We start from the raw sequence: 26,847 nt of genomic DNA, 5'->3' as shown, positions 1-26,847 counted from the left end.
GTTTCGGTAAATATGCTTTGGGTTGTTCTAATATTCTTCTACAGTTTCATCGGGCTGACATACCCCGTCAGTTCCAGATAGGCGCGACCGGCCGGCTTGCCGTCACGGCTCAGCGTCACCGCGCCTTCCCAGTACACCGCGCCGGTCGAGCGGCGCGAGTCCAGCTCCTGATCGTCCTGTAGGGGCACGATGCGCCACTCAACGTTGCCGGTGGTGAGCCGGCTTTCGACCGGATACTCGGCATTGGTGCGGGGCGAGCGCCAGCGCCTTTGCGCGGCAAAACTCACCTGCTCCGGCGAGAACTGCGTGATCTTACCGGATGCGTCGCGCCATGTCGCGTGCGACCATAGTTTAGCACCTGTCTTGTCGCGGAGTTGGAAAGCCATCAGGGCGCCGCCGTCATCGAGGTTGGCGCCGATCCAATCCCAGCCGACGGCGCCCGAATCGCCGCCCATGATATCGCTGGACCACTCATGGTCGAGCCAGCTTGCGCCGGTGACGGCCGACGCCTTGCCGCCGCGTGTGACGGTGCCGGTGGTGGTCAGTTGCGGCTCGCTGTAGTAGTAGCTGGCCTGCACGGGGCGCGGTCCTTTGCGGGAATAACCGCGCTGGCCCTGGAGCAGCACCGGCTGCGACGGCGCCAGCTTCAGGTTGAGCGCGAAGTTGGCGGCGTCCACGCGGATCGCATAGCTGCCGTCGGCGTTGCGCGTCATGCGCCAGTCGTCCAGCTTCACATCGGCGTCGCCGACCTTGGCGTAGGCGATGCCGAAGCCTTCGCGCGCGCTGCGCTGGTCGTGCAGCAGTTTGCCGTTGGCCGGGTCGGAGACGGCGGCGTGGCCGATGATCAGCTGCTTCGGCGCGAACTTGCTGGGGTTGGCGCGGTCATGTTCCGTCCCGCTGCGGAAGAAGGTGACCTGGAAGCCCAGCGGCTTGCCATCGGTTGTATTGAGCCAGCCGGTGACGTACCACCATTCGATTTTGTAGTCCGGATGGGCGCCGTAGTCGGCGGGGAAGCGCAGCGAGGCGCCGGCCGGCAGCGGCTGGACCGGTGAGTATCCGGGCGCCGCCGCCCGCGAGGACAGGCCGCATAACAGCATTAAAAACACCAAACAGTAACGCATTACCAATCCTCCCTGACGGCGCGTATCGGCCCGCCGGACAGCGATTGGCGGCCCGCCAGGAGGGCTGTCAGCGCGGACGCGGCCAGCAACAGCCCGGCGACGGCCGCCAGCAAACCCCAAGGCAGATGCAGCTGCATGGTCCAGTGGAACGACTGCGGATTGACGACGAAAACCAGAATCAGGCTGATGACCCAGCCCAGCACGAAGCCGGTGGCGATGCCCAGGCCGGTGAGCGCGCCGCCCTCGATGGCCAGTATCGACAGGATCTGGCCGCGCGTGACGCCGACATGGCGCAGCATACCGAACTCCTTCGAGCGCGCCAAGGTCTGCGCCGAGAAGGTGGCGGCGACGCCGAACAGGCCGATGACGATGGCGATCGCCTCCAGCAGATAGGTGATGGCGAAGCTGCGGTCGAACACTTTCATGCTCATGTCGCGGATCTCCGACGGCGCGCTCGTTTCCAGGGCGGAGGCGAACGGCAGTCGCTTCAGCGCTTGCACGGTATCCTCGGGTTTTGCGCCGGGTTCGAGCCACAGGGCGGCGCTGCTGACCTGCTGGTCGCCGGTGATGGCGCGGTAGTCGCTCAGCCGCATTTGAATTGAGCCCGTGGGACGGGCGTAATCGCGCCACACGCCGGCCACCTGGAAGCGATGGAGCTTGCCGTTGAGGGGGATCTCCACGCGTTTGCCGACTGTCATCTCGTATAAATCGACCATGGCCTCCGAGACCCAGACCGGCGGCGGTCCGCCCGGCGCCGGCGGCTTCGTCTCGCCGACGAGGGCCAGCGATTGGGCGGGATCCTGCTCGTTGACGATGCTCGCCAGCAGGGCCACGGGCGGGCGGCCCGGCGCCAGCGAGATGCCACGCACACGCAGGAAACTGGCTTTCTGCACGCCGGGAAGGCCGGCGATGGCCGCCTGTTCCTGCGGGCGCAGGCCCGCCGTGGTGCCGGCGCCGATGGTGCTGACGTAGACGTCGGCCGGCAGGACCTGGCGCAGCCAGTAGTCGAGCGACACGCGGAAGCTGGCCACCATGATGGCCATGGCCACCATCAGGCTAAAGCTCGACAGCACGCCGCCGAGCGCGATACCCGCCTGGCTGGAGGCGTTGGCCAGGCGCGATAGCGTCAGCGTCAACACGGGCGAGGCGCCGGGCCGGTTGGCGGTGGCGGCGCTCCAGCGCTTATGGGCGAAGCGGAAGACGATGGCGGCCAGGCGCGGCATCAGCGCGATCACGCCGACCAGCAGCAGCGCGATCGAAAGGTAGCCGAAGATCGGCAGCTCGAACACCGGTGGCGCTTGCGACAGCAGCGCCGCCAGCGCGATGCAGGCCAGGGCCGGCCATGCCGTCGCCAGGCGTGACATGGCCGCCTCCTCGGTGCCGGATTTGAGCGCCACCGCCGGTTTGGCGCGGGCGGCGTCGAACGCCGGCGCGGCGCAGCCCAGCAGCGACACGCCGACGCCGAGCGCGAAGTAGACGGCGGCGGCCACCGGCGTGAAGTGGACGGTCGGCTGTACGCCGGAAAAGAATCCCGCGCCGAGATCCGCACCCATGAAGTGCAGCGCGGCGGCGGCCAGGCCGTAGCCGGCGGCGATGCCGATGGCCGATCCGGCGATGCCCAGGCTCAGGCCCTCCAGCAGGATCTGGCGCAGCAGGTGGCGGCGGTCCATGCCCAGCACACGCAGCAGCGCGAACTGGCTGCGGCGGCGTATCACCGACAGCGCCTGCGTGGAGAACACCAGGAAGGCGCCGGTGAACAAGGCCACCAGCGCCAGCACCGTCAGGTTGACGCGGTAGGCGCGGCTCATGCCCTCGTTGCGGCTGTTCTGTTCCTGGTCGTTGGGCTGGTTGACGCGGAAGCGGCCGGGGTACTCGCGTTGCAGGTCCTGTTCCAGCTGCGCCTTGAAGGCGTCGCGATTGACGCCGTCGCGCAGTTTCAGGTCGACGCGCGACAACTGCCCCAGTTTATCGAAACGCCATTGCGCCGCGCCCAGGTCCATCACGCCGATGCGCTGGCCGGCGCGCGCGCTTTGCAGCGATCCGGCTACGCGCAATTGCAGTTGATCGACGCCGACTTGCAGGGTTATCTGGTTCGCGACGGGTTGGAGCCACTGTTGCGCGGCGGGCGACAGGAAAATCGTATCGTCGGCCAGCGTGGAATTCGGGTCGCCGTTGGCCGGCACGCCGATGAGGTCCGGCGCGACGAAGCCTGCGCGGAACACGTCGATGCCAATGATTTTGAGCGCGGTGCGCTGGCCGGGGACCGAGGCGTCGAATTCCAGCACCGGCGAGGCCACGGTGACGCCGTCGCGCCGCGCCAGTATCGGATAGATCGCCTCGTCGAAGGCCGGTTCGGTGCCGCGCACCTGCACATCGGCCACGCCGGACAGGCCTTTGATCGCCGACGAGAACTCGTTGAAGGCCGCGGCGTTGATCAGGTGAATCGCGAAGCCGAGCGAGATGCCGACGGCGATGGCGGCGATGGCCACCAGCGCGCGCATCGGGTGCGCCCGCCATTCGCCCAGCAGCAGCCAGCGGGACAGGCGGCGCATCGACGCCGCCTCGCGTTCGGATGCGATGCCGTCCCTGCCGCCTGCCGCGCTCACCGGATCGGACATCAGTGGGCGCACTCCAGCGAAAACGATTCGCCGGCGCGTTTTGCGCGCAACCTGGCCTTGTCGGCGTTGGCGTTGGTGGCGCCGCGCGCATCCTCGTCCGCCCACTTTTTGGTCAGGGCGAGCTTGGCGCAGCGCTTGCGTTGTGTCGTGGCGGCGCGGGAGGCGCGCTCGGATTCGCGGGCCTCGCGTTCCTCGACCTTTTGACGCGACTTTTGCAGCGCGGCCGATTCCTTTTGCATGCGCTGCAAATCGGCCGCCGCGCCATCAACGTCTGCGGGTGATTTCGGCACGGCCAGCATGGACGACGCCGCGGCGCTGGCCGGGCAAGGGATGTCGCTGTAGCTGATCTTGCCGTCAACAGTGCATTTGTAGACGCTTTGCGCGACGGCGTTGTTGCCCGCCAGCGCGGCCGCACACAGCACGGCGGCGCAAGGCGCGCGAAGATGGTGGTTCATGGCGGTCCCGTTCACAGAATTTTCCCGGGATTCATGATACCCAGCGGGTCCAGCGCCGCTTTGATGGCCCGCATCATGTTGAGCTCCACCGCCGATTTGTAATGCGCCAGTTCGTCGCGTTTCAGCGCGCCAATGCCGTGCTCGGCGGAAATCGAACCGCCGAAACCGACCACGCTGTCGTGCACCACGCGGTTGACCTTGTCCTGGTTGGCAAGGAAATCCTCGTTGGAAATGCCCTCCGGCGGCGCGACGTTAAAATGCAGGTTGCCGTCGCCCAAGTGTCCAAAGCACACCAACTGGCAGCCGGGGAAGGCCGCCTGCAATTGCGGCGCGGTGACGTCGATGAAGTCGGCGATGCGCGACACCGGCAGTGAGATGTCATGTTTGATGTTCTTGCCGGCCTTGGCCTGCGCCAGCGGAATATGCTCGCGCAACTGCCACAGGCCGGCCGATTGCGTGGTCGATGTCGCCACCACGGCGTCGGTGACGACGTCGCGCTCCAGCGCCGCGCCGATCGCGCGCTCCAGCAGGTCGATCGCGTGCCGCTCCGATTCGCTGCTCGACAGCTCCAGCAGCACGTATTGCGGATGGGCGTCGGCGAAGGGCTTGGGCAGTTGCGGGAACTGTTGTGCCACCAGCTCCAGGCAGTAGCGCGACATCAGTTCGAAACCGGTGAGGCTGGAGCCGCAGTGGTCCTGCATCAGTACCAGCAATCGCAGCGCGTGGGCGGGCGAGGGCAGGGCCGCCAGGGCGGTGATGCTGGCCTTGGGCTGCGGGTACAGTTTGAGCACCGCGCCTGTGATGACGCCCAGGGTGCCCTCGGCGCCGATGAACAGGTCACGCAGATCGTAGCCGGTATTATCCTTGCGCAGGCCGCGCAAGCCGCTCCAGATCTCGCCCTGTGGCGTGACCACTTCCAGCCCGAGACACAGCTCGCGCGTATTGCCGTAGCGGAGAACCGCCGTGCCGCCGGCGTTGGTGGACAGGTTGCCGCCGATGGTGCAGCTGCCCTCGGCCGCCAGCGACAGCGGAAACAGGCAGCCCTCGGCGGCGGCGGCTTCCTGCGCTTGCTGGAGGATGCAGCCGGCATCGACGGTCATGGTCCGGTTGATTGTGTCGATCTGGCGGATGGTGTTGAGCCGCGCCAGCGACAGCACGACGGCGGTACCGCTGGCGTCTGGGATGCTGCCCAATACAAGGCCGGTGTTGCCGCCCTGCGGCACCAGCGGCACGCGGTGTAGCGCGCAAGCCTTCACCAACGCTGCCACCTGGTCCACCGAGCCGGGACGCAGCACGGCGGCGGCCTTGCCGGTGAAGCGTCCGCGCCAATCGGTGAGGAAGGGCGCCATGTCGGCGTCGGTGTCGAGCACATAGGCGCCCCCGAGCAGCGCGCGGCACTCCTGTAGAAACGCCATCATTTGACCGTGGTGCCCTTCACCTTGTCGAGCAGTTCCTTGGACAGCTTCTTGGCCGCTTTTTTATACGGGCGCAGATACATGATCGCGCAGACGAAGTAGACGCAGACGATTGCCGCCTCGCCCCACGCCAGCCATGAGGACAGCTCGTCCTTGTCGCTCCAGCCGCGCACCACGCCCTCGGTGAAGTACAGCAGTATCATCATCGAGGTCCACTGAAGGGTGTAGATGTCGCGCTTCCACACGCCGTACAGCGGCAGCAGCAGCGGCGCGGCCTTGAGCACCAGCCACGAGCCGCCCGGCTTGAGCGGCGCCAGCACCATCTCCCACAGCACGCACCAGACTATCAGCAGACCGAGGCTGCCGATGGCGCCCCAGTGAAAATACCTATGCATCGCGTTTTGCATTTTGCATCCCCGTTTTACAGCATATGTTTTGCAGCTTACCCGTTTAGGCGGCGGCACGCAGCTTCAGTGCCGTTTCGGCCAGGCGCCGGCCCTGCGCGAGCGCCAGGCGTTTCTCGTCTTCGGTGATGGTCTTTTTGCCATCAAGGCCGGACCAGTGACTGGCGCCGTAGGGCGTGCCGCCGCTGGAGGTGGTCATCAGTTCCGGATTCGTGTACGGCAGGCCCATCACCATCAAGCCGTGGTGGAACAAGGGTATCATCATCGACAGCAAAGTCGATTCCTGGCCGCCGTGCAGGCTGCCGGTGGAAGTGAACACGCACGCCGGCTTGCCCGCCAAGGTCCCGGCCAGCCATTCGGTGGCGGTGCCGTCCCAAAAATACTTCATCGCGGCCGCCATATTGCCGAAGCGGGTGGGCGAGCCCACGGCGATGCCGGCGCATTCCCGCAGATCGTCGAGCTCGACATAGGGCGCGCCCTCGGCCGGCACGTCGGCCTCGGTGGCCTCGGCCACCGTCGAGACGGCGGGGACGGTGCGCAGCCGCGCATCACAGCCGGGCACGCTTTCGATACCCTGCGCGATCAGCTCCGCCAATTTGCGGGTGGCGCCATGGCGCGAGTAAAACAATACAAGAATAATCAGATTAGGTTGGTTCATCGGCGGTATTATAGGGCGCTTTCACTGGGGGCAACACTGCCAGTCTTGTAATCTGATTATCGCTCATGTACGCAAAATATATTCATCCGATTCTTCTTTATGTATTCAGCACCTGCCGCAACGGGATCGCCACCATGCGCTCGCTGTCCTGGCCGGAGGTGCGCGACCTGGTGCTGTTCGCCCACCGTCGCTTGCGCGAGGAAAGCCTGCCGCAGGTGGCCGGCAGCCTCACGTTCACCACCGTGTTCGCGTTGGTGCCGCTGCTGACCATCGCGCTGGCGATCTTCACCACCTTCCCGTTGTTTAACACCTTCCGTATGTCGCTGGAGGCGTATTTCGTCCAGAGCGTGATGCCGAAGTCGATATCGACGACGATCCTCAATTATCTGACGATGTTCGCCTCCAAGGCCACGCGGCTGTCGGCGGTGGGCGCGGTGGCGCTGATCGTGACGTCGATCGCGATGATGAACCTGATCGAGCGCGTGTTCAACCGCATCTGGCGGGTGCGCGGGGAGCGCAGCTGGACGCGCCGTATCCTGGTCTACTGGGCCATCATCACGCTAGGGCCGTTGCTGATCGGCGTGTCGCTGACGTTGTCGTCGCAGGTGTTCATGGCCACCGTCGATTTGTTCGGCCGGGTGCCGGTGCTGGGTGCGATCATCTACACGGTGGCATCGCTGGCGCTGACCACGGCCGGATTCACCTTGCTGTATCTGGCGGTACCAAACCGCGACGTCGATTGGCAGGACGCGGCCTGGGGCGGCTTGGTGGCCGGCCTGGCGTTCGAACTGGCCAAGCGCGGCTTCGCCATCTTCATCACCCAGTTCCCGACCTATTCGAAGATCTACGGCGCCTTGGCGGCGCTGCCGCTGTTCCTGTTGTGGGTTTACGTCTCGTGGGTGATCACCCTGATCGGGGCGCTGCTGGTGGCCGCGCTGCCGGTGGTGAAGTACGAGCGCTGGTGGCACGAGGCCCAGCCGGGCGGCGAGTTTGTCGACGCCATGGCGATCATCAAGGTGCTCTACACGGCTTGTAAATGCGGCGACACGGCGCTGGTGGGCGCAGGCGCGATCCGCCTGCGCACCCGCCTGGGCTTCGACGAGATGGACAATCTGCTGGAAAAGATGATGGCCGAAGGCTGGGTGGGGCGGGTCAAGGTGGACGCGCCGCCCCGGGTTCAATGGGGCAAGCGAGTCAGCGATGGCACCGATCATTGGGTGCTGCTGGCCAACGTAGAGAAACTGACCCTGGCCGAGGTCTATCGCCTGTTCGTCTTCGGCGGCATGGCGGTCAATTCGGGCGTGGTGGCCGTTGGCGACGACGAACGCGATCTGCAGGCCGCGCGCGAGGCCGCCAGCCTGGCGCGCGAGGTGGAAAATGCCGTCGAGACGGGACTGGGTAAAACCCTGGCCGAACATTTCGGGCCGCTGGACTGCCGATAGTTCTTGAGCTTTCATTTTTTGAATGCTATATAGATAACATTAAAAAAAACTGGAGGCGCGTCATGTTGAAAATGTCGGCGGCGGTGGTTTTGTTGGGATGCGCGGCGATGGCGTCGGCGCAGCGCTTGCATCCGCCCGGGCTGGGCGAGCGCGCTGGCGAATCGAGCATCGCGGTCGACATCAACTCGGCCGGCCAGGTGGCCGGCATCATCGAGGAAGAGGATGGCCGCCAGCGCGCGGTGCTGTGGGATAAACGCCTGATCGAACTGGGCACCCTCGGTGGCGACAGCGCCTTCACACGCGGCATCAACGCCGGCGGCGACGTGGTCGGCACGGCCCAGAACAGCGATGGCCGCTGGCGCGCCTTCGTCCACCGCGCCGGGGTGGCCATGCGCGACCTGGGCACATTGGGCGGCGGCAGCAGCTACGGCATGGGCATCAATCGCAGCGGCCAGGCGGTCGGCTATGCCGACACCAGCGACGGCTACTTCCGCGCCTTCGCCACCAATGGTGACGGCCCCCTGACCGACCTCGGTACGCTGGGTGGCAAGATCAGCTACGCGGCGGGGATCAACAACCACGGCGACATCGTCGGCACGGCCGCGCTAAGCGACGGCTACCGGCGCGCGTTCCTGTACCGGCCCGGCGCCGGCATGACCAACCTGGGCACCCTGGGCGGGCGCTCCAGCAGCGCCACGGCGATCAGCGACACCGGCATCGTGGTCGGCGCGTCGGAGACGGCGGACCGCCGCTGGCACGCCTTCATGCACGACGGCGCGAAGATGATCGACCTCGGGGCGCTGATCGGCTATGGCAGCAGCTTCGCCACCGCCGTCAACGCCGCCGGACACGTGGTGGGCAGCGTGCGCATCGGCGACGAGCGCCGCGCCTTCGTCTATCGCGACGGCAAGATGACGGTGCATCCGGGCGGCTACGGCCTGTATCTGGTCAACAGCATCAACGCCGAGGAACTGGTGATCGGCGCCAAATACTCGGCCAAGCGCTTCGAGGCCGCGACCATGCGTTCGAGCCAGCCGGCGGTGACCACGCACGGCGGCCAGGATCTGCTGACTCTGGGCGCGGTGGCGATCACGGCGGCATTCGGCTTCGTGATGTATCGGCGCCGCTATCGGGGCATCGCACTGCGCGCTGAATCACACCCAGGCCACATAAGGGCAAGAATGTTGTGATTTGCTTATCCGCAGCGCTGGATTTTTTACCGGGCATAGGCTACATTCGCTATAAGGCTAGAACAACTACAAACCCCATTCACACAGCCTATATCTCAGCGGACAGGACGGCCAAAATGAAAGTCTCCGAAATTCTTCAGGTAAAAGGTAGCATTCTTTATACCATCTCTCCTGACCAGCCCTTGGCGGACGCCGCCAACACCATGGCTGAAAAGGACATCGGCTCGCTGGTCGTCATGGAGTTCGGCGATCTGGTCGGCATGCTGACGTTCCGCGAAGTGCTGCGGGCGTTGCACGACAACGCCGGCACGGTCGGCGGCGGCACCGTGCGCAAGCACATGGACGACCACCCGATCACCGTGACCCCGGACACCGAGGTCAACGAAGTGCGCCGCATCATGCTGGAAAAGCATGCGCGCTATTTGCCGGTGATGAACGCCAAGACCATCCTCGGCGTGATCTCGTTCTACGACGTCGCGCGCGCGGTGCTGGAGGCGCAAAGCTTCGAGAATCGCATGCTCAAGGCGTACATCCGCGACTGGCCGGCCGAGACGGCGGATCAGCATCCGGACTAATCGCAACAACAAACCAGAAAACGCCATGTGCGCATGCGACGGTTCAGACCGGCGCAAGGCACATGGCGTTTTTTATTGCCCCTTGCCCGAACCGCTTATCCGAACAGGTAGTCGCCGACGGCGGTAGACGGCGCGCCGGTCAGCGTGACCAACTGCGTCAGTTCCGCCGCCGACACCACGGCGTCCGCGCCATTGGAGGTGAATAGGTACAACGTGGTTGCGTTGTTGTTGTGCACAGCGAACAGCGCCTCGGCGCCCACCGCGTAGGCGGCGCTTGCCGCGCCAATCGCATTGGCCGCCGTGGTGGTGTTCACCGAAGAAACGTTCTGTGTCAGGATCACAAGCTCGGCGTTGTTGGCGAAACCGCCGGCGCCGGCCTTGACGACCGCGTTGTCGATGCTGCCGTCGCCGTTGCCGACCGCGAAGACCGACCGCTCCAGCACCAGTTTATCGGTTCCGCTGACAAAGTCGGCGACCGTGTCCACGCCGGTTTTCGAGGCCAGCACGATGGAATCCGCGCCAACGCCGCCGGTGAGCGTGTCGTTACCGGCGCCTCCCGTCAGGGTGTCGTCGCCGCCGCCACCGAGCAGCCTGTCGTTGCCGGCGCCGCCCGTCATGCGGTTTGCCAGCGTATTGCCCGTGCCGGTAAAGGCGCCGGCGCCATTGAACACCAGAGCTTCGACCTCGGCCGCCATCACGTAGCTGGCGATGGCCCTGACCGTGACCACGTCGTGGCCGCCGCCGGCCAGTTCGGTGACGTTGTCGCCGGCGTTGTCGACGACGTAGTTGTCGTCGCCGGCGCCACCGGTCAGCTTGTCGGCGCCGGCGCCGCCGTCCAGCGTATCGTCGCCAATGCCACCGGACAGCGTGTTGACGGCCGCGTTGCCGATCAGGACGTTGTCCAGGTCGTTGCCGGCGAGGTTGACCGCGACCGACGCCCCCGCCGTGACGGTCGCATTCTCGATATTGTCGCCCAAGGCATAGGTGCCGGGCTTGGCATAGGCGACGTTGACCAGGTCGACGCCCGCGCCGGCTTGCTCGCCGATCGTGTCGCCGGCTTGGTCCAGCGTGTAGGTGTCGTTGCCCGGGCCGCCACTCATGGCGTCCGCCCCGGCACCGCCGTCGATGCTGTCGTTGCCGTCCGTGCCGGCCAGGACGTCGTTGCCGATGCTGGCGGTGTTCACGTACAGCTCGGCCAGCGTCCTGGCGCCGTCGGCGAAATTGAATTGCTCGACGTTGCGCACGGTGACGCTTTCATGCGTGATCTGGTTGACGAGCACGATGTCGCCGGCGTTCGGACGGGCGCGCGCATAGTCGGCGAAATTGCCGCCCAGTTTGATGCTGTCACTGCCCGCGCCGCCGTCGGCCACGTCGTTGCCGGCGCCCGCGTCGAGTGCATCGGCACCATCGCCGCCGAGCAGGGTGTCGTTGCCCAGGCCGCCGGCCAGTGTATCGTCGCCGCCCAGGCCAGACAGGCTGTCGTTGCCGAGGCCGCCATTGATGGCGTTGGCCAGGCCGTTGCCGGTGCCGGCAAACGCCAGTGCGCCGGTGTACGACAAGTGTTCCACATTGAGGCCCAAGGTATACTTGGCCAGCGTCGTGTCGACCCTGTCGGCGGCGCCTTGCGCGGCCAGTTCGGTGACTATGTCGCCGGGCGCGTCGACCTTGTAGATGTCGTCGCCGAGCCCGCCTAGCAGCCGGTCCCCGCCGGCGGCGCCGTCGAGCGTGTCGTCGCCGGCGCCGCCGGCCAGCGTGTTGGTGGCCGCGTTGCCGGTCAACAAATTGTTCAGCTCGTTGCCGGCCAGGCCGGCGGCGATGCCGGCGGCGGCCGTCACGGTCGCGTTCTCGACGTTGGCGGCCAGCGCATAGGTGCCCGCAGCTGTAAAGACGACGTTGACCTGCTCGGTGCCGCCATCGGCCGTTTCGACGATGATGTCGGCGGCGTTGTCGACCAGGTAGGTGTCGCTGCCCAGGCCGCCGGTCATCGTGTCCACGCCGAGGCCGCCGTCGATGCTGTCGGCGCCGTCGGTCCCGACCAGATTGTCGTTGCCGACGCTCTTGACGTTGAACTGCACGGCGGCGAGCGCTTTCTCGCCGTCCGCGAACGCGACCTTTTCGATGTTGCGCAGCGTGACGCGCTCGCCGGTGGCGGTGTTGACCAGCACGGTGTCGGCCGCGTTGGGGCGCTCGCGCGCGTAGTCGGCGAACTTGCCCAGCAGGGCGACGGTGTCGCTGCCGTTGCCGCCGTCGGCCAGGTCGACGCCGACGCCTGCGTCAAGCGCGTCGTCGCCATCGCCGCCGAGCAGGCTGTCGTTGCCGGCACCGCCGGTCAAGCTGTCGTTGCCGGCCAGGCCGGACAGGGTGTCGTTGCCCGCGCCGCCGGCGATCGCGTTGGCCAGCGCGTTGCCGCTGCCGGCGAAGGCCGCCGCGCCGCTGTAGCGCAGGTGCTCGACATTGGCCGTCAGGGTATAGCGGGCCAGCGTGGTTTCGACCGTGTCCGTGCCTTCGCCGGCCAGTTCGGTGACGACGTCGCCGGCCACATCGACCTTGTAGACATCGTCGCCGGCGCCACCGGCGAGCTTGTCGCCACCGGCGCCGCCGTCGAGCACGTCGTTGCCGAGGCCGCCGGACAGCGTGTTGGCAGCGGCGTTGCCGGTCAGGATGTTGTTCAGTTCGTTGCCGGTGAGGTTGATGGCGACCGACGCCGCCGTGACGGTGGCGTTTTCCACGTTGGCGCCCAGCGCGTAGGTGCCCGCTGCGGCGAACGCGACATGGGCACGGTCGGTGCCGCCGCCGACCGCTTCGTCGATGACGTCGGCGGCGTTGTCGACGATATAGGTGTCGTCGCCCTGGCCGCCCGCAAGCCGGTCTGCACCGGCGCCGCCGTCCATGGTGTCGGCGCCGTCGCCGCCGGCCAGGAAGTCGTTGCCGACGCTCTTGATATTCCGTTGCACTTCGTCGATCGTCATCGACACGCCATTGAAGAGCACTCGCTCGATGTTGCGCAGCGTAATGCTGTCGCCGCCTGTCTTATTGACCAGCACGGTGTCGGTGGCGTTCGGGCGGGTCACCGTGTAGGCGCCGAAATCGGCCGGGGCGATGGCCGTGTCCGCGCCCGCCCCTCCGTCGATAAGGTTGACGCCCAAGCCGCCCTCAAGGCGGTCGTCGCCATCGCCGCCGAGCAGGGTGTCGTTGCCGACCCCGCCGCGCAGCGTATCATTGCCGCCCAGGCCAGCTAAGGTGTCGTTGCCCAGGCCGCCGTCGATGATATTGTTGAGCACGTTGCCGGTGCCGTTGAAGGCGCCGCTGGCCGGACCGGACAGGTTTTCCACGTTGGCGCTCAAGGTGTAGCTGGCCAGCGAGGTACCGACCGTGTCGGTGCCGTCGGCCGCCGCCTCGGTGACGACGTCGCCGGCGTTGTCGACGCGGTAGCTGTCGTCGCCGGCGCCGCCGGCCAGTTTGTCGGCGCCGGCGCCGCCGTCGAGCATGTCGTTGCCGGCCAGGCCGGCCAGCGTGTTGGCGGCGGCGTTGCCGGTGATGACGTTGTCGAGCGCGTTGCCGGTGACGTTGACGGCCACCGAGGCGGCGGACGTGACGATGGCGTTGTCGACGTTGGCGTCCATCATGTAGATGCCAGCGGCCTTGAAGGCCAGCGCGGCCGTATCGATGCCTGCGCCGTCTTTTTCGTCGATGACGTCCTTGCCGCTGTCGAGTACGTAGCGATCGTCGCCCAGGCCGCCGGCCATCAGGTCGACGCCGCCTTGGCCATCGATCGTGTCGTCGCCGTCGGTGCCGGTGAGGAAGTCGGCGAACTCGCTGGCCTGGTTGTCGAGCAGCGCCGCCATGGTCTTGACGCCGTCGGCGAAGGCCACCGTTTCAATGCTCGTCAGGGTGGCCGTCTCGCCCGAGATGGTGTTGGTGAGCACCACCTTGCCGGCGGCGCGCGCGAGCTTGAAGTGGTCGCTGTTTCCCATCAGTCGCAGGCTGTCGCTGCCGTCGCCACCGTCGATCGCATCGGCGCCGCCCATGCCGGACAAGGTGTCGTCGCCGGCGCCGCCGGCCAGCGTGTCGTTGCCCGCGCCGCCGGTGATCGCGTTGGCCAATGCATTGCCGGTGCCGGTGAAGCCGGCCTTGCCGGTGTAGCGCAGCGCTTCGACATTGGCTGTCAGGGTGTAGCGGGCCAGCGTGGTCTCGACCGTGTCGGCGCCTTCGCCGGCCAGTTCGGTGACGATGTCGCCGGCGTTGTCGACCAGCATGAGATCGTCGCCCTGGCCTCCGCTCAGCTTGTCGGCGCCGGCGCCACCGTCCAGCAGGTCGTCGCCGGCGCCGCCGGCCAGCGTGTTGGCGGCGGCGTTGCCGGTCAGCCGGTTGTGCAGGGCGTTGCCGGTCAGACCGGCGGCGACGGCGGCGGCCGACGTGACGACGGCCGCTTCGATGTTGTCGCCCAGCGTGTAAATGGCCGCCGCCGTGTAGGCCACGCGCACCGTGTCATAGCCCTGGTCGGCGGCCTCGATCACCTTGTCGGTGGCCGCGCGCACGATGTAGGTGTCGTTGCCGGCCAGGCCGGTCAAGACGTCGCCGCCGCCGGCGCCGTCGAGGGTGTCGTCGCCGATGCCGCCGGTCAGGGTGTTGCCGGACGTGTTGCCCGTGCCCTGGAACGCGTTCGTGCCCTCGTAGCGCAGGTGTTCCGCGTTGGCCGCCAGCGTGTAGGCGTCGACGGTGGCGATCACGGTGTCGGTGCCGCCGCCGGCCAATTCGGTGACCACGTCTCCGGCATCGTCGACACGATAGAGGTCGTCGCCGGTGCCACCTATCATCGTGTCGCCGCCTTGACCTCCGTTTAGCGTGTCGTCGCCGCGTCCGCCCTGGAGTCGTTCGCCACCGTAGTATCCCTGTAAGGAATCGTCGCCCAACCAACCCGAGTACGTGAAGGAGCCGGTGATGCCGGAAAAATTGGCGCTGGCGATATCCGTGACTTTGACGTTGTCAAGGGTGAGCAAGGTTTGCGGCGCCGACATGGTGCCGTTGCCGTCGAGGTCCCATTGCACCAGGACGTCCTTGCCTTGCTGGATCAGCCGCAGATGGCCGGAGGTCAGCGGGTCGAGCCTGGCCTGGGCGTCAGTGAGCCGCTCCGTCAGAGCGCGCAGGTCCAACCCGTCGCCGCCCTTGCCGGTGGCGAAGTCCGTCACATGGATGCGCGAGGAGGGCGCGGATGCGGTGATCGTATAGGTGTCTGTTCCGGCGCCGCCGGCCAGCGTGGCCGCCATCGTTGCCCAGTCCCATGTGTTAAGCACGATCTCGTCGTTCCCGAGGCCGCCGTCTAGCCGGAGCGTCCCGCTGGACGCGTAGGCAGATATCGTCAATTGGTCCTCGCCCGCGCCGCCCAACAGCGTGTCTTCGCCTGGTCCGCCATGCCAGTAGAGCCGGTCGTTACCCGTGCCACCGTCGGCCAGATCGCTGCCATCGCCGTCGGTCAGGTTGTCGTCGCCATCGCCGCCCTGAAGGATGTCGTTCCCATCGTGCCCCCACAGCTCGTCCCTGCCGCTGCTACCTACGAGCGTGTCGTTGCCATCCCCGCCCCACAGATACGACATGCTCTCGCCCTGTGCGGGCGCGGCCAGCAAAAGGTCGTCTCCGCCTAAGCCCTGGATGGAGTCGGCGCCACCGCTGCCGCCATCGATTGTGTCGTTGAAGCGGTCCCCGACCAGTCGCTCATCCCGGTCCGTGCCGATAAGGTGTACACCCGGGACATCATGTCCGAACGGGTTCGCGCCCCTGATGTTTTCCACGGTAAAGTCGGCTAGGTTGATGCCGCGCAGAATGGCTACCGTTCGCATGCCCGGCCATGCGCCCGCGCCATTTTGGTCGCATTGCAGCAACAAGTCGCTGCCGTCTTGCACTAGGCGCATCATGCCGGTCTCCATCGCATTGCCGCCGGCGTAATCCCAGATAAGGTACAACAGCGGCGAGACGTTGAGCACATCGCCGCCAGCGCCGACCTTGAAGTCATCGATTTCCACCAGTGACAGCGCCGACTCCAGCAAATACATGTCGCTGCCGGTACCACCGCTGAGACGCCATCGCCCCGCTACCCCGGTCTGGTCGAGCACGTGAAAAATATCATCGCCGGAGCCGCCGTCGGCCACGGCCAGCGCCGCGCCGCCGGTCTGGAGGTAGAACTCGTCGTTGCCGGCGTCGCCTTCGATGGTGTCGCGCCCGGCGTCGCCGATGAGTATGTCGTCGCCTGCGCCGCCTCGCATCAGGTCGTTGCCCAGGCCTCCCTCGAGCCGGTCCCTGCCGGCGCCGCCGATTAACGTGTCGTTTCCGGCACCGCCGCTCAGCGTGTCGCCTTCGCCGCTTGCGAACGCGCGCAGCAAGTCGTCGCCGCCTTTGCCGTACAGCCGGTTAAAGCCGTCGGAGGCGCTTAGATTGTCGTTGAATTCGGTGCCGTTCAATTCTCGGTTGCGGTCCGCGACTTGCAGCGTGATGCCGGCAATTGCCGAACCGTCCGGTTTGTAACCGTTGACGAAATTGTCTGCGGTTAGCGTACCGGCATCGACATTTTGCAGTGTCATCACGGTCATGAAAACGGGATCGGTCTGGCCCATGGCAAGCTGGACCAAGGTGTTGGCGCCATCCTTTAGCAAACGCAGCGTCGGCTGTTCCGGGTCGAACGGATTGCCGCCCGAGTAGCTGGTGTAATTCAGCAGTGGTTCGATATCGATCTTGTCCCCGCCCGCGCCGACGGTGAAATCGGTCACCACCAGACGGGCCTTGTCGTTGGCGTTGTAGGCGAACCGGTAGGTATTAACATCGCTGACCTGATACACATCGATGCCGCTGCCGCCGCTGGCGGTGACGGTTCCGGTGGTGTCGCGTGAGGGGGCGAAAACGAACACGTCGTCGCCGGCGTCGCCGGTCAGCGTGTCGTCACCGTCGTTCCGCTCACCCCACGGCAGCGTGTCGATGCTGGCGCTGCTGTCGCCCCAGAACAGCGTATCGTTGCCAGCGCCGCCATGCAAGACGTCGTTGCCAGAGTTGCCGTGTAGCTCTTCGTTGCCGTGGCCGCCATTGATGAGGTCGTCGCCGGCTGAGCCGAGCAGCGTGTTATCGCCGGCGCCGCCGTTGATGGTGTCGTTGAAGAGGTCACCGACGATGGTCGAACTCGTGACGTTGCCTGCGTTGACAATGGTGCCCGGCGTCGGAGACCCATCGGGATTGAGGCCGTTAACGAAGTTATCGGCGGTCAAGCTGCTTGCCTGGATGTTTTTCAGCACGAACAGCACTACGGGCGAGGGGACGTCAGCGTACCTGAGCAGGAGTTGTGCGTGTACCTCGGTATCCGCGCCCACCTGTACCAGCTTGAGTGCGCCGTTGGCGAAGGGGTTGCCACCAGTGACGGTACCGATGTCGAATTTGCGGTCGCGCAGCACGTCGCCCAGATCCAGCAGGTCCCCGCCGGCGCCGACGGTGAAATCGGCAATAGTCAGCGTCGCATTGTGCTGCGCGCTGGTCTGATACGTGTCGCGGCCGGTGCCGCCGGTCAATAGCGGATTATTATGGGCTTCGCTTTCTGTGAAGGAGAAATGGATGGTGTCGTCGCCAGCGCCCGCATCGACCAGGAGCAAGCCGCCATAGGTACGGTCGATGGCGATGTCAAAGCGGTCGTTGCCGTCGCCGCCCACCAGCGTATCGACGCCTTCGTTGGGTTTGACGACAAAGTAGTCGTCGCCGTCGCCGCCTACCAAAGTGTCGTAGCCGCGTCCGCCGTTCAGGGTGTCGTCATCCGCGCCGCCCACGATGCTGTCGTTGCCAGCAGTTCCTTGATAGATCGCCATCGTTGCTTTACCTAAGTTAACAAATGTAACGTATAGTAACATGCAACTAAAGTAATCAATCTAGCAATTTCTTACTATTCTGGAAAAGAGAAGGCCGCGACGAGCGCGGCCTTAAAAGGGGGAAGGGACGGCGGCGCTTACGCGGCGCCTTCGAGGGCGTCGTTGCTGAGCCAGCCGTCGAGCGCGGCGGCCGTCATCGGGCGCGCGAACAGGAAGCCTTGCGCCAGCGGGCAGCCCAGCGCCTGCAGGATCTGCGCCTGGCGCTCGTCCTCGACGCCTTCGGCGATCACCGACAGGCCGAGGTTGCGGCCAAGCTGGATCACCATCTCGGCGATGCTGCTGCCGCGCGCGGAACCGGTGATCTCGGTGACGAAGGCGCGGTCGATCTTCAGGCGGTCGATCTGCAGCCGCTGCAAATACGACAGCGACGAGAAGCCGGTGCCGAAGTCGTCGATGGCGATGCTGACACCCGTTTGCTTGATCTGGCCCAGCATCTTGATCAGCATGTCCGGCTCTTCCATGGCCATCGATTCGGTGATCTCCAGCTCGATGTATTGCGGCGGCGCCTGCGTGTCCTCCAGCGCCTTGCGCAGCATCTCCAGGAAGTGCGGATGGCGGAACTGCACCTGCGAGACGTTGATCGACATCATGAAGTCGTGGTGCCCGGCCTTGCGCAGGTCGACCAGCTCGCGGCAGGCGGTGCGCATGACCCATTCGCCCAAGTCGATGATCAGGCCGGAATACTCGGCGATCGGGATGAAGCGGTCCGGCGAGATGAACTTGCCGTCCGGCGTTTGCCAGCGCAGCAGCGCCTCGGCGCCCACCGGCCGGCGCGTGGCGAGGTCGATCTGCGGCTGGTAGACGACGAACAGCTGGTTCTGGCCGAACGCGGTGCGCAGCGCGTGCATCATGCGCACCCGTTCGCGTATCTCGACGCCCATGCTGCGCGAGAAGTAGAAGTGGCCGGCGCGCTGCTGCGATTTGGCGCGCTTGAGGGCGATGTCGGCGTCCTTCAGGGCGTCGGCGCCGCTGCCTTCGTGCTCCGACAGCCGCACCAGGCCCAGGGTGGCCGACAGTTGCACATCCTGGCCGTCGATGCTGAACGGGGGCTGGAACAGCGCGAGGATCTTGCCCGGATTGACTTGCGCCGAGTCGCCCACCAGGCAGAAGATGTCGCCGCCGATGCGCGCCACCGTCAACTGGCCGCCCAGCTCGAACTGCAAGCGGCCGGCGACGGCGACCAGCAGCAGGTCGCCGAACTGGTGGCCGAGCGCGTCGTTGGTCTCGGCGAAGTGGTCGAGGTCGACCAGCGACAGCGTCGACGCCTCGCGCGACGGGCCGGCGAGGGTGGCGTCGAGGATCTCGACCAGGCGGGTGCGGTTGGGCAGCTTGGACAGCTGGTCGTAGAAGGCGGCGTTGTGCAGGTGCGAGACCAGTTCGACATTGTCGAGGCCGACGGCGACGTTGCTGCAGAAGACGTCCAGCAGCCGCTCGTTGATCTCGCCGGGCTGGCGGCAGACGTCCATGTGGGCGACGAAATCGCGGCTGGCCTTGCCGGCGAAATACAGCGTGACCGAATCGGGGCGGTAGATGTTGCGGCGCTCCAGCAGCGCCAGTTCCATGGCCTCGTACGCGCGCGGGTCCTTGTCGGCCGTCAGGATGGTGTTGTCGAGGTGGCCGTAGGCGCCCGACGTGGCCATGACCACCAGTTCGTGGCAGCTCTCGTCCGGGCATTCCTTCACGCACAGAACGCCGCTGTTGTCCTGGCACAGCAGCGCGCCGATCTGCGCCAGCACGCCGGCGGCGAAATTCTTCACGCCGTGCAGACTCATCAGTTCAGTGCTGCCCTGGACGATCTGGGTCAGGCCGCGCCGGCTGTCGCTGATCTTGCGGATCTGCTCGTACGAGCGGATCGCCGAGGTCACTGTCGTGAACAGCTTGATGCGGGTGAGCTCGGACTTGGTCTTGTAATCGTTGATGTCGAAATCGCGGATGGCGTCGATCTCGGGCGCGTAGCCGGGCTGTCCGGTGCGCAGGATGATGCGCACGTCGGCCAGCTTGAGGGTCTCGCGGATATAACGCACCAGGTGCAGGCCGGCGTCGTCCTGTTCCATGACCACGTCGAGCAGGATGACGGCGATCTCCGGTTCGTATTCGAGCATTTCGCGCGCCTGGCTGGCCGAATACGCGTGCACGAATTCGAGCGGCCGGTGCTGCATGTCGAGGTTGCCGAGCGCGAAGGTGGTGGTCGAGTGCACGTCCTCGTCATCGTCGATGATCATGACGCGCCATACGTTGCGCGCGCCCGAGGCATCGGGCGCCGCCGGATGTTCTTCCAAGAATACCAGATCGTCTTGATCATCCTTGGCCGCTGAGGGCTCAAGTGGCGTGATCGGTGGGGGCATGTGTAGCTTCTCCAGGATTTCTCGGTGTTCTTGTAATCAAGTATATAGCGGAATGTCAAAAAGAACGCGGATTTCCCGACCTTTGGACGTAAGGTTACGTACCCGTATGCAACTTGCCGCACAGTTGTCGCATAGTTGTCTGTTACTTGTCACAACTGGATAATATTTTGCCAAGGTTTCCATCGGCCATATTATCAAGCAATACTTGTTTATATGCAAATTATTGTCATGGCCGGCCGCTAGCGGCGGCAGGCTGGTAGAATGAGGAACTTTCCACCTTTTTCCGAAGATTCTCTTCCTATGTCCGGCAATACATTTGGCAAATTGTTTTCTGTTACTACTTTTGGTGAGTCGCACGGCCCGGCGATCGGCTGCGTGATCGATGGATGCCCACCGGGTTTGCCTTTGTCGGAAGCGGACATCCAGCCGGAACTGGACCGCCGCAAGCCGGGCACGTCGCGCCACGTCACCCAGCGCAAGGAGCCCGACACGGTGGAAATCCTGTCCGGCGTGTACCAGGGCGTGACGACCGGCACGCCGATCGCGCTGCTGATCCGCAACGAGGACCAGCGCAGCAAGGATTACGGCAATATCGTCGACAGTTTCCGTCCCGGCCACGCGGACTACACCTATTGGCATAAGTACGGCGTGCGCGATCCGCGTGGCGGCGGCCGTTCGTCGGCGCGCCTGACGGCGCCGGTGGTGGGTGCGGCGGCCGTGGCCAAGAAATGGCTGAAGCAGCAATACGGCACCGAATTCCTCGGCTGCATGAGCCAGTTGGGCGATATCCCGGTGCCGTTCCAGGACTGGTCGCACGTGCACGACAACCCGTTCTTCGCCGCCAGCGGCGACGCCGACCTGATCGCCCGCATGGAGGCGGCGATGGACGAGCTGCGCAAGGCCGGCGACTCGATCGGCGCGCGCATCGACGTCATCGCGCGCAACGTGCCGGTGGGCCTGGGCCAGCCGATCTACGACAAGCTCGACGCCGACATCGCCTACGCGATGATGGGCATCAACGCCGTCAAGGGTGTGGAAATCGGCGCCGGCTTCAAGTCGGTGGCGCAAAAGGGCACCGAGCACGGCGATTCGCTGACGCCGCAAGGCTTCATCGGCAACAACGCCGGCGGCGTGCTGGGCGGCATTTCGACCGGCCAGGACATCACGGTGTCGATCGCGATCAAACCGACCTCGTCCATTCGTTCGCCGCGCGACTCCATCGACAAAGACGGCAACCCGGTCGTGGTCGAGACGTTCGGGCGCCACGACCCATGCGTCGGCATCCGCGCCACGCCGATCGCCGAGGCCATGCTGGCCCTGGTGCTGATCGACCACGCGCTAATGCACCGCGCCCAATGCGGCGACGTCAAGGTATCCACTCCGGATATCACGCTGTAAGCGAAGCGGCCGGCGCCATAGCCGGCCTGCTTACACGCGGCTGCTGACGATTTCCTGCGCGTGGCGCCGCTCCACCGCGCGTACCACCAGCATGCGCATGTCGTTGAGCAGCGAGAACTCGGTCTGGCTTAGCTGGATCGGCGGGAAGGAGTCGTCCCAATCGCCGTACAGGAAACCGGCCGGTTGGCCGTTCGCCGACAACGGCAGGATCACAAAGCTGCGCGCCTCGGCCAGCGAACTTTTCCACCACAGCGGCAGCTTGGCGGCGAACTTGGCGTCGCGCGCGTTTTCGATGAAGATCACGCGGTCGCTATTGAGGGCGGCGTGGAACACGTTCGGTTCGTAGGCGTCGTCGAATGTCAGCGCCGTTAGCAGTTCCTTGGTGCCTTCGCCGAAGGAGATCTTGGCCGAATAGTGGCTCTCCTTGCGGTTGCGCACGAACGCCACCGCGCGCGAAAAATCCAATCCCTTGTAGACGGTTTCCAGCGCGATCTGCACCATCTGGCCCGGGCTGGCCGTGTCGAGCATGTCGCGCATGTCGGCCAGGCCGCTGAGCAGGATCTGGTTGCCGGCCGCGCGCTGGCGCGTCTTGGCCAGCGCCTTGGCGCGCCGCTCGGCGGGGCGCGAGAGCGGGGCGATGGTCAGGTCGTTCGCCGCCACCACTTTGGCTTGTTCGATGGCGTGCATCAGATTGGCCGGCTCCACGCCCAGCATCACCGAATAGCTTTCGGTCAGCTGCTTGACGATGGCCGCGCCGGCCGGGTCGTCGTGCCACAGCGATTCGGCGCACATGGCCGACATAGTCGACAGGCCGGCGATCCAGTCGGAGGCGCTGACTTCGGCGCCGTCCCCGGTCGGCGCCAGTTTGCGCATGCCCTTGACCAGGCTGGCCGGCAGCCCCCAGTGCAGGGCGGCGGCGTGGCCGATCTCCTCCATGCTGAGGCCCAGTATGTCCGGCGCGACGTCGTCGATGGCGCGGCCATCCTGGTCGGCCAGGTGCTGCAGTTCGTTCCAGCGTTCCGGCATGTAGAAGGTCACCATCATGCGGCCCAAGGTGTGCAGCATCGAGCACACCACGGCCGCCTCGCCATGCTGGCTTTCGGCCGTGTAGGCGATTTGCTGGGCGACGATCCCCGCCAGCACGGCTTTTTCCATTTCGATGTGGGCGATGGTGGCGTCGTTGGACGTGCCGGCCAGTTCCTCGATCAGCTTCAGGCCGAGCGCCAGATGGCCGATCGCCTCGGTGCCCAGCACCAGCACCGCTTTCGAGACGGTGTTGACGTGCTGGCCGAAGGCGGAGTACATGCCGCTGTTCGCGAGCCGCAGCACCTTTTGCGTGAGCACCGGATCGGACAGCACGGTGCGCGTCATGTTGAATTCCTGTTCGTCCTCGCCGCGCATGGCGCTCAGGATGGCCGTGATGGCCTTGGCGAAGCCGGGCATGTCGCCGCGGCGGCGGGTGCAGTCCCACAGCTCGGCCAGCGTTTTGTCGCCCAACGGCGTGCTGGCTTTGAAGCTGTCCGTCATTGCGCCACCTGACGCAGTTCGGCCGGCACCATCTTGACGTGGATGCTTTCCCTGAGCGCGGCCAGGGCGACGTTGGCGGCCATCGGCTTGCCGGTCAGGTAGCCCTGGATGTATTGGCAGCCGCGCTGCTCGAGGAAGTGCAGCTGTTCTTCCGTTTCCACACCCTCGGCCACCACCGACAAGTCCAGGTGCTTGGCCAGATCGAGCACGGCGTTGCAGATGGCGCCGTCCTTTTGCGATGCGGGCAGGTCGCGGATAAAGGCGCGGTCGATCTTGAGCACGGAAATCGGGAAGCGTTTGAGGTAGGCGAGCGAAGAGTAACCGGTGCCGAAATCGTCGATGGCGATGCGGGCCTTGCGCTCCGCCATTTTGGACAGGATCGATTCCGCGTGGACCGGATCGATCATCAATGTGCCTTCTGTGATTTCTAACACCAATTGCTCACCAAGTAGGCCCGAAAACGCGATGGCGTCGTCGAGCACGTCGAGAAACTTATTATTACGGAATTGCCGGGGGCTAATATTAACAGAGATGTAGAGGGGGCGTTTCGCCACCTCCTCGAACTGTTTGAGCTGCACGCACGCGGCCTTGAGCGCCCAGGCGCCCAGCAGGTTGATCAAGCCGTTGGTCTCGGCGATGGGGATGAAGCGGGCCGGCGGCACCATGCCCAGGGTTGGATGCTTCCAGCGCATCAGGGTCTCGAAGCCCTGGATCTCGCGGGTTTTGGCGTCCACGATGGGCTGGTAGTAGAGCAGGAACTCGCCCTCGCGCACCGCCTGGAACATCGCCGCTTCGAGCGAGATGTCGTGCGCCGGCGGGCCGGCTTCGGCGGGGCTGTAGACCACGCAGCGCGCCTTGCCGGTTTCCTTGGCGCGCGACATGGCCGCATCGGCCAGGGCGACCAGGCGCACCTCGTCCTCGGCGTGGGTCGGATAGACGGCGACGCCGACCGAGGCGCCGACATAGATCGTGTGGCTGTCGATTTCGAACGGCGACTGCAAGGTGGCGATCAGGCGGCCGGTGACCAGTTTGATCTGCGCCTCGGTGGCGGTGCCGGGCAGGATGGCGACGAATTCGTCGCCGCCGACGCGGGCCAGGGTGTCGCTGTCGCGCAGGGTCTTGCGCAGGCGGGCGGCGGCCGTGCGCAGCAGGGCGTCGCCGATCGGGTGTCCCAGGCCGTCGTTGACCTTCTTGAAGCCATCAAGGCCGATGGTGGCGACCGCGAAGCCCTGGCCGGAGCGGCGTGCGTTGGCGATGACCATGCGCATGCGGTCCGACAGCAGCAGGCGGTTGGGCAGCTCGGTCAGCGCGTCGTGCGTGGCCATGTGGCGCAGGCGTTCCTCGGTGGCGTGCTGGATCGACATGTCGCGCCCGACGACCAATAGTCCGGCGACCTCGTTTTGCCGGTTGACGTGGCAGGAGATCCGCAACTCGTGCCAGACCTCCGCATCCGGGGTTTTGAAACGCACTTCGACCAGGCGCGTGGTGCGCGCTTCGGTCACTTCGGCCAGGGCGGCCGCCAGCGGCGCCTGGTCGGCTTCGCATATCAGCTTGGTCAGCGTGCCGCCGGTGAGCGCGTCCGAACGGGCCAGCAGCGCGGTCGCGCGGCGGCTGGCGAACGCGATCTCGCCGAGCGCGTCGAGACGGAAAACGACATCGCCAGCCTCCTCCATGAGGTGGTCCACGAGGTGGTCCGCGTGGTGGTCCGCGTGGTGGTCCGATTCAGTGCGCTCGTCGCGCTCGGGCTGTGATGGATGAGTGGGGTGCATCGCGTGGTTCTACACTTTCAAGTTGTTCATGTAACAATTGGATTGCTTTTATCTTGCAAAACCAGAACGAAATGTATCACTGATGAGTTTGGATTTACATGAAAACAGACAACATTCCGTCGAGTTTTACTCATTTCTATTGAGAAACCTCTAAAAAGATGCGGTCAGAGGGAAAGTAGGGCCGCCGCGAGCGCGGTTTGCCGCCGCGCGGCGCCCGCGCGCGGTGACGATGCGCGCGCTTGCCTGGCGCTTTTGTTTGCGCTAGTCTGGCTTGTCAATTGAGCACCGGCACCGCCCGGGAGGAGCCTACCGTGAACGCTTTCGACACCCCTTTCGATACCCATCAGGTGCGCAACACCGTCGCGCCGCTGGAGAATTTCAACCTGTTTACGGCGGACCCCGCGTTGCGGGAGGCGCTGATGCGCGAGGGCGGTGGCGCGCAGGCCGATGCGCTGCAGGCGCTGGGCGGGCAACTGGGCCGCGCCGAAACGCTGGACCTGGCGCGCCTGGCCAACCAGTATCCGCCGGCCCTGCACAATTTCGACCGCGCCGGCAACCGCATCGACGAGGTGGAGTTCCATCCGGCCTGGCATAGCCTGATGACGCTACTAATAGAGAACGGCGCCCACGCGTCCCCCTGGCTGGGCGGCGAGGGCGCGCAGGTGGCGCGGGCGGCGAAGTATTTGATGTTCGGCCAGGTGGAGAACGGATCGCAATGTCCGGTGACGATGACCTATGCCTGCGTGCCAGCGCTGCGCCAGGCGCCGGCGATCGCCGCCAAATGGCTGCCCAAGATCCTGTCGATGGAATACGACCCGCGCTCGCTGCCTGTCGCGCAAAAGCGCGGCGCCATCGTTGGCATGGGCATGACGGAGAAGCAGGGCGGGTCCGACGTGCGCTCCAACACCACCCGCGCCGCGCCGCTGACACCCGGCGAAGCGCGGGCGTTATATGGCGACGAGGGCGTTGATGTGTACCGCATCGTCGGCCACAAATGGTTTTTCTCGGCGCCGCAAAGCGATGCGCACCTGATCCTGGCGCAAACCGACGATGGCGGCAGCGCCGGGCTGTCATGCTTTTTCCTGCCGCGCTATCTGCCGGACGGCAGCCGCAATCAGATCCGGGTGCAGCGGCTGAAGGACAAGGTGGGCAACCGCTCCAACGCCTCGTCGGAAGTTGAGTTCACCGGCGCCCACGGTTGGTTGATCGGCAAGCCGGGACGCGGCATCCCGACGATACTGGAGATGGGCGGCCACACGCGGCTCGACTGCGTGCTCGGTAGCGCGGGTGCGATGCGGGCGGCGCTGACGCACGCGCTGCACCACGCGCGCGGCCGCACGGCGTTCGGCAGGCCGCTGTCCGAGCAGTCGTTGATGCGCAACGTGCTGGCGGACCTGGCGCTCGAATCGGAGGCCGCCACCGCGTTCGCGATGCGGCTGGCGCGCTGCTTCGACCAGGCCGGCGATCCGGCGCAGCAGCTGCTGGCGCGCATCCTGACGCCGGCCGGCAAATACTGGATCTGCAAGCGCGGGCCTGCCTTCGGCGCCGAGGCGATGGAGGTCATCGGCGGCAACGGCTATGTGGAAGACGGCCCGTTGGCGCGCCTGTACCGCGAGCTGCCCGTCAATTCGATCTGGGAGGGGTCGGGCAACGTGATGTGCCTGGACCTGCTGCGGGCCTTCGGCAAAACCCCGGCCGCGCGCGAGGCGCTGGCGGCGGAGCTGGAGCTGGCCGCAGTCGGGGAGGGCGCGGGCGAAATACCGGGGCAGGGCGATTACGTGCGCTACATCCAGGCGCTGCTCGCGGACCTGGGCCAGCCGCAGGCCGACGAATTCGGCGCGCGGCTGTTGGCCGAGCGCGTGGTGCTGGCGGTGCAGGCGGGCCTGCTGCTGCGCCATGCGCCGTTATATGTGTCATCGGCGTTCGTCGCCTCGCGGCTGGCGCGCGAGCCCGGAGGAGCCTTTGGACGGCTGCCGGCGGGCGTGGATTGCGAGGCGATTCTTGGTCGGGCACTGGTGCTTGCCTAGTATAA

15 protein-coding genes are annotated in these 26,847 nt (G+C 65.7%); 5 read left to right on the top strand and 10 right to left on the bottom strand.

The genetic code is table 11. The annotated features are described in order from the left end of the window. Positions 1-38 precede the first annotated feature (38 nt). From NHH88_19890 to wrbA, 6 genes are all read right to left on the bottom strand, one after another. Positions 39-1,121 carry a carotenoid 1,2-hydratase gene (locus NHH88_19890; GenBank protein ID USX11953.1) on the bottom strand — a complete coding sequence of 361 codons (1,083 nt, stop codon included), beginning with the start codon at positions 1,119-1,121 and terminating at the stop codon, positions 39-41. Continuing rightward, entirely contained in the window at positions 1,121-3,673 is a 2,553-nt protein-coding gene (locus tag NHH88_19885; protein ID USX17386.1) for an FtsX-like permease family protein, read from the bottom strand. The genes NHH88_19890 and NHH88_19885 overlap by 1 nt, the downstream gene beginning before the upstream one ends. A 65-nt stretch (positions 3,674-3,738) precedes the next feature. Further along, positions 3,739-4,194 (bottom strand): DUF4124 domain-containing protein, encoded by a 456-nt coding sequence (locus NHH88_19880; GenBank protein USX11952.1) that lies wholly within the window; start codon positions 4,192-4,194, stop codon positions 3,739-3,741. Positions 4,195-4,205: 11 nt separating this feature from the next. Next, positions 4,206-5,612: an FAD-binding oxidoreductase gene (locus NHH88_19875; protein ID USX11951.1), complete on the bottom strand. Its 1,407-nt coding sequence runs from the start codon at positions 5,610-5,612 to the stop codon at positions 4,206-4,208. Continuing rightward, on the bottom strand, positions 5,609-6,016 hold the full coding sequence (locus tag NHH88_19870) for a DUF2069 domain-containing protein (protein ID USX11950.1): 408 nt from the start codon (positions 6,014-6,016) through the stop codon (positions 5,609-5,611). The genes NHH88_19875 and NHH88_19870 overlap by 4 nt, the downstream gene beginning before the upstream one ends. Before the next feature lie 43 nt (positions 6,017-6,059). Continuing rightward, positions 6,060-6,671 carry an NAD(P)H:quinone oxidoreductase gene (gene wrbA, locus NHH88_19865; protein ID USX11949.1) on the bottom strand — a complete coding sequence of 204 codons (612 nt, stop codon included), beginning with the start codon at positions 6,669-6,671 and terminating at the stop codon, positions 6,060-6,062. A 134-nt stretch (positions 6,672-6,805) separates the two neighbouring features. Here wrbA and NHH88_19860 point away from each other — a divergent pair, with 134 nt between their 5' ends. From NHH88_19860 to NHH88_19850, 3 genes are all read left to right on the top strand, one after another. Next, entirely contained in the window at positions 6,806-8,113 is a 1,308-nt protein-coding gene (locus NHH88_19860; protein USX11948.1) for a YihY family inner membrane protein, read from the top strand. A gap of 62 nt (positions 8,114-8,175) precedes the next feature. Then, a complete protein-coding gene (locus NHH88_19855) occupies positions 8,176-9,303 on the top strand; it encodes an HAF repeat-containing protein (GenBank protein ID USX11947.1) in 1,128 nt (375 codons plus the stop codon). A 116-nt stretch (positions 9,304-9,419) separates the two neighbouring features. Next, positions 9,420-9,878 (top strand): CBS domain-containing protein, encoded by a 459-nt coding sequence (locus NHH88_19850; protein USX11946.1) that lies wholly within the window; start codon positions 9,420-9,422, stop codon positions 9,876-9,878. 95 nt (positions 9,879-9,973) lie between these two features. Here NHH88_19850 and NHH88_19845 read toward each other — a convergent pair whose 3' ends face one another. Further along, on the bottom strand, positions 9,974-17,716 hold the full coding sequence (locus NHH88_19845; protein USX11945.1) for a hypothetical protein: 7,743 nt from the start codon (positions 17,714-17,716) through the stop codon (positions 9,974-9,976). Between the two features lie 137 nt (positions 17,717-17,853). Further along, positions 17,854-20,121, bottom strand: coding sequence for an EAL domain-containing protein (locus NHH88_19840; protein USX11944.1), 2,268 nt, complete (start codon positions 20,119-20,121; stop codon positions 17,854-17,856). Positions 20,122-20,421: 300 nt separating this feature from the next. On the opposite strand from NHH88_19840, the gene aroC reads away from it, so the two are divergent. Next, on the top strand, positions 20,422-21,519 hold the full coding sequence (aroC, locus tag NHH88_19835) for a chorismate synthase (GenBank protein ID USX11943.1): 1,098 nt from the start codon (positions 20,422-20,424) through the stop codon (positions 21,517-21,519). 30 nt (positions 21,520-21,549) lie between these two features. On the opposite strand, the gene NHH88_19830 is transcribed toward aroC, so the two are convergent. Continuing rightward, positions 21,550-23,046, bottom strand: a complete 1,497-nt coding sequence (locus tag NHH88_19830; GenBank protein ID USX11942.1) for an HDOD domain-containing protein — start codon at positions 23,044-23,046, stop codon at positions 21,550-21,552. Then, positions 23,043-24,719 (bottom strand): EAL domain-containing protein, encoded by a 1,677-nt coding sequence (locus tag NHH88_19825; protein ID USX17385.1) that lies wholly within the window; start codon positions 24,717-24,719, stop codon positions 23,043-23,045. The genes NHH88_19830 and NHH88_19825 overlap by 4 nt, the downstream gene beginning before the upstream one ends. A 407-nt stretch (positions 24,720-25,126) precedes the next feature. Between NHH88_19825 and NHH88_19820 the strand changes: the two genes are divergently transcribed. Next, positions 25,127-26,842, top strand: coding sequence for an isovaleryl-CoA dehydrogenase (locus tag NHH88_19820; protein ID USX11941.1), 1,716 nt, complete (start codon positions 25,127-25,129; stop codon positions 26,840-26,842). The last annotated feature ends 5 nt before the right edge of the window (positions 26,843-26,847 follow it).

This window comes from Oxalobacteraceae bacterium OTU3CAMAD1 (assembly GCA_024123915.1).
In the GTDB taxonomy this organism is placed as follows: Bacteria; Pseudomonadota; Gammaproteobacteria; order Burkholderiales; family Burkholderiaceae_D; genus Rugamonas.
This window is presented reverse-complemented; position numbering and strand designations above follow the sequence as displayed.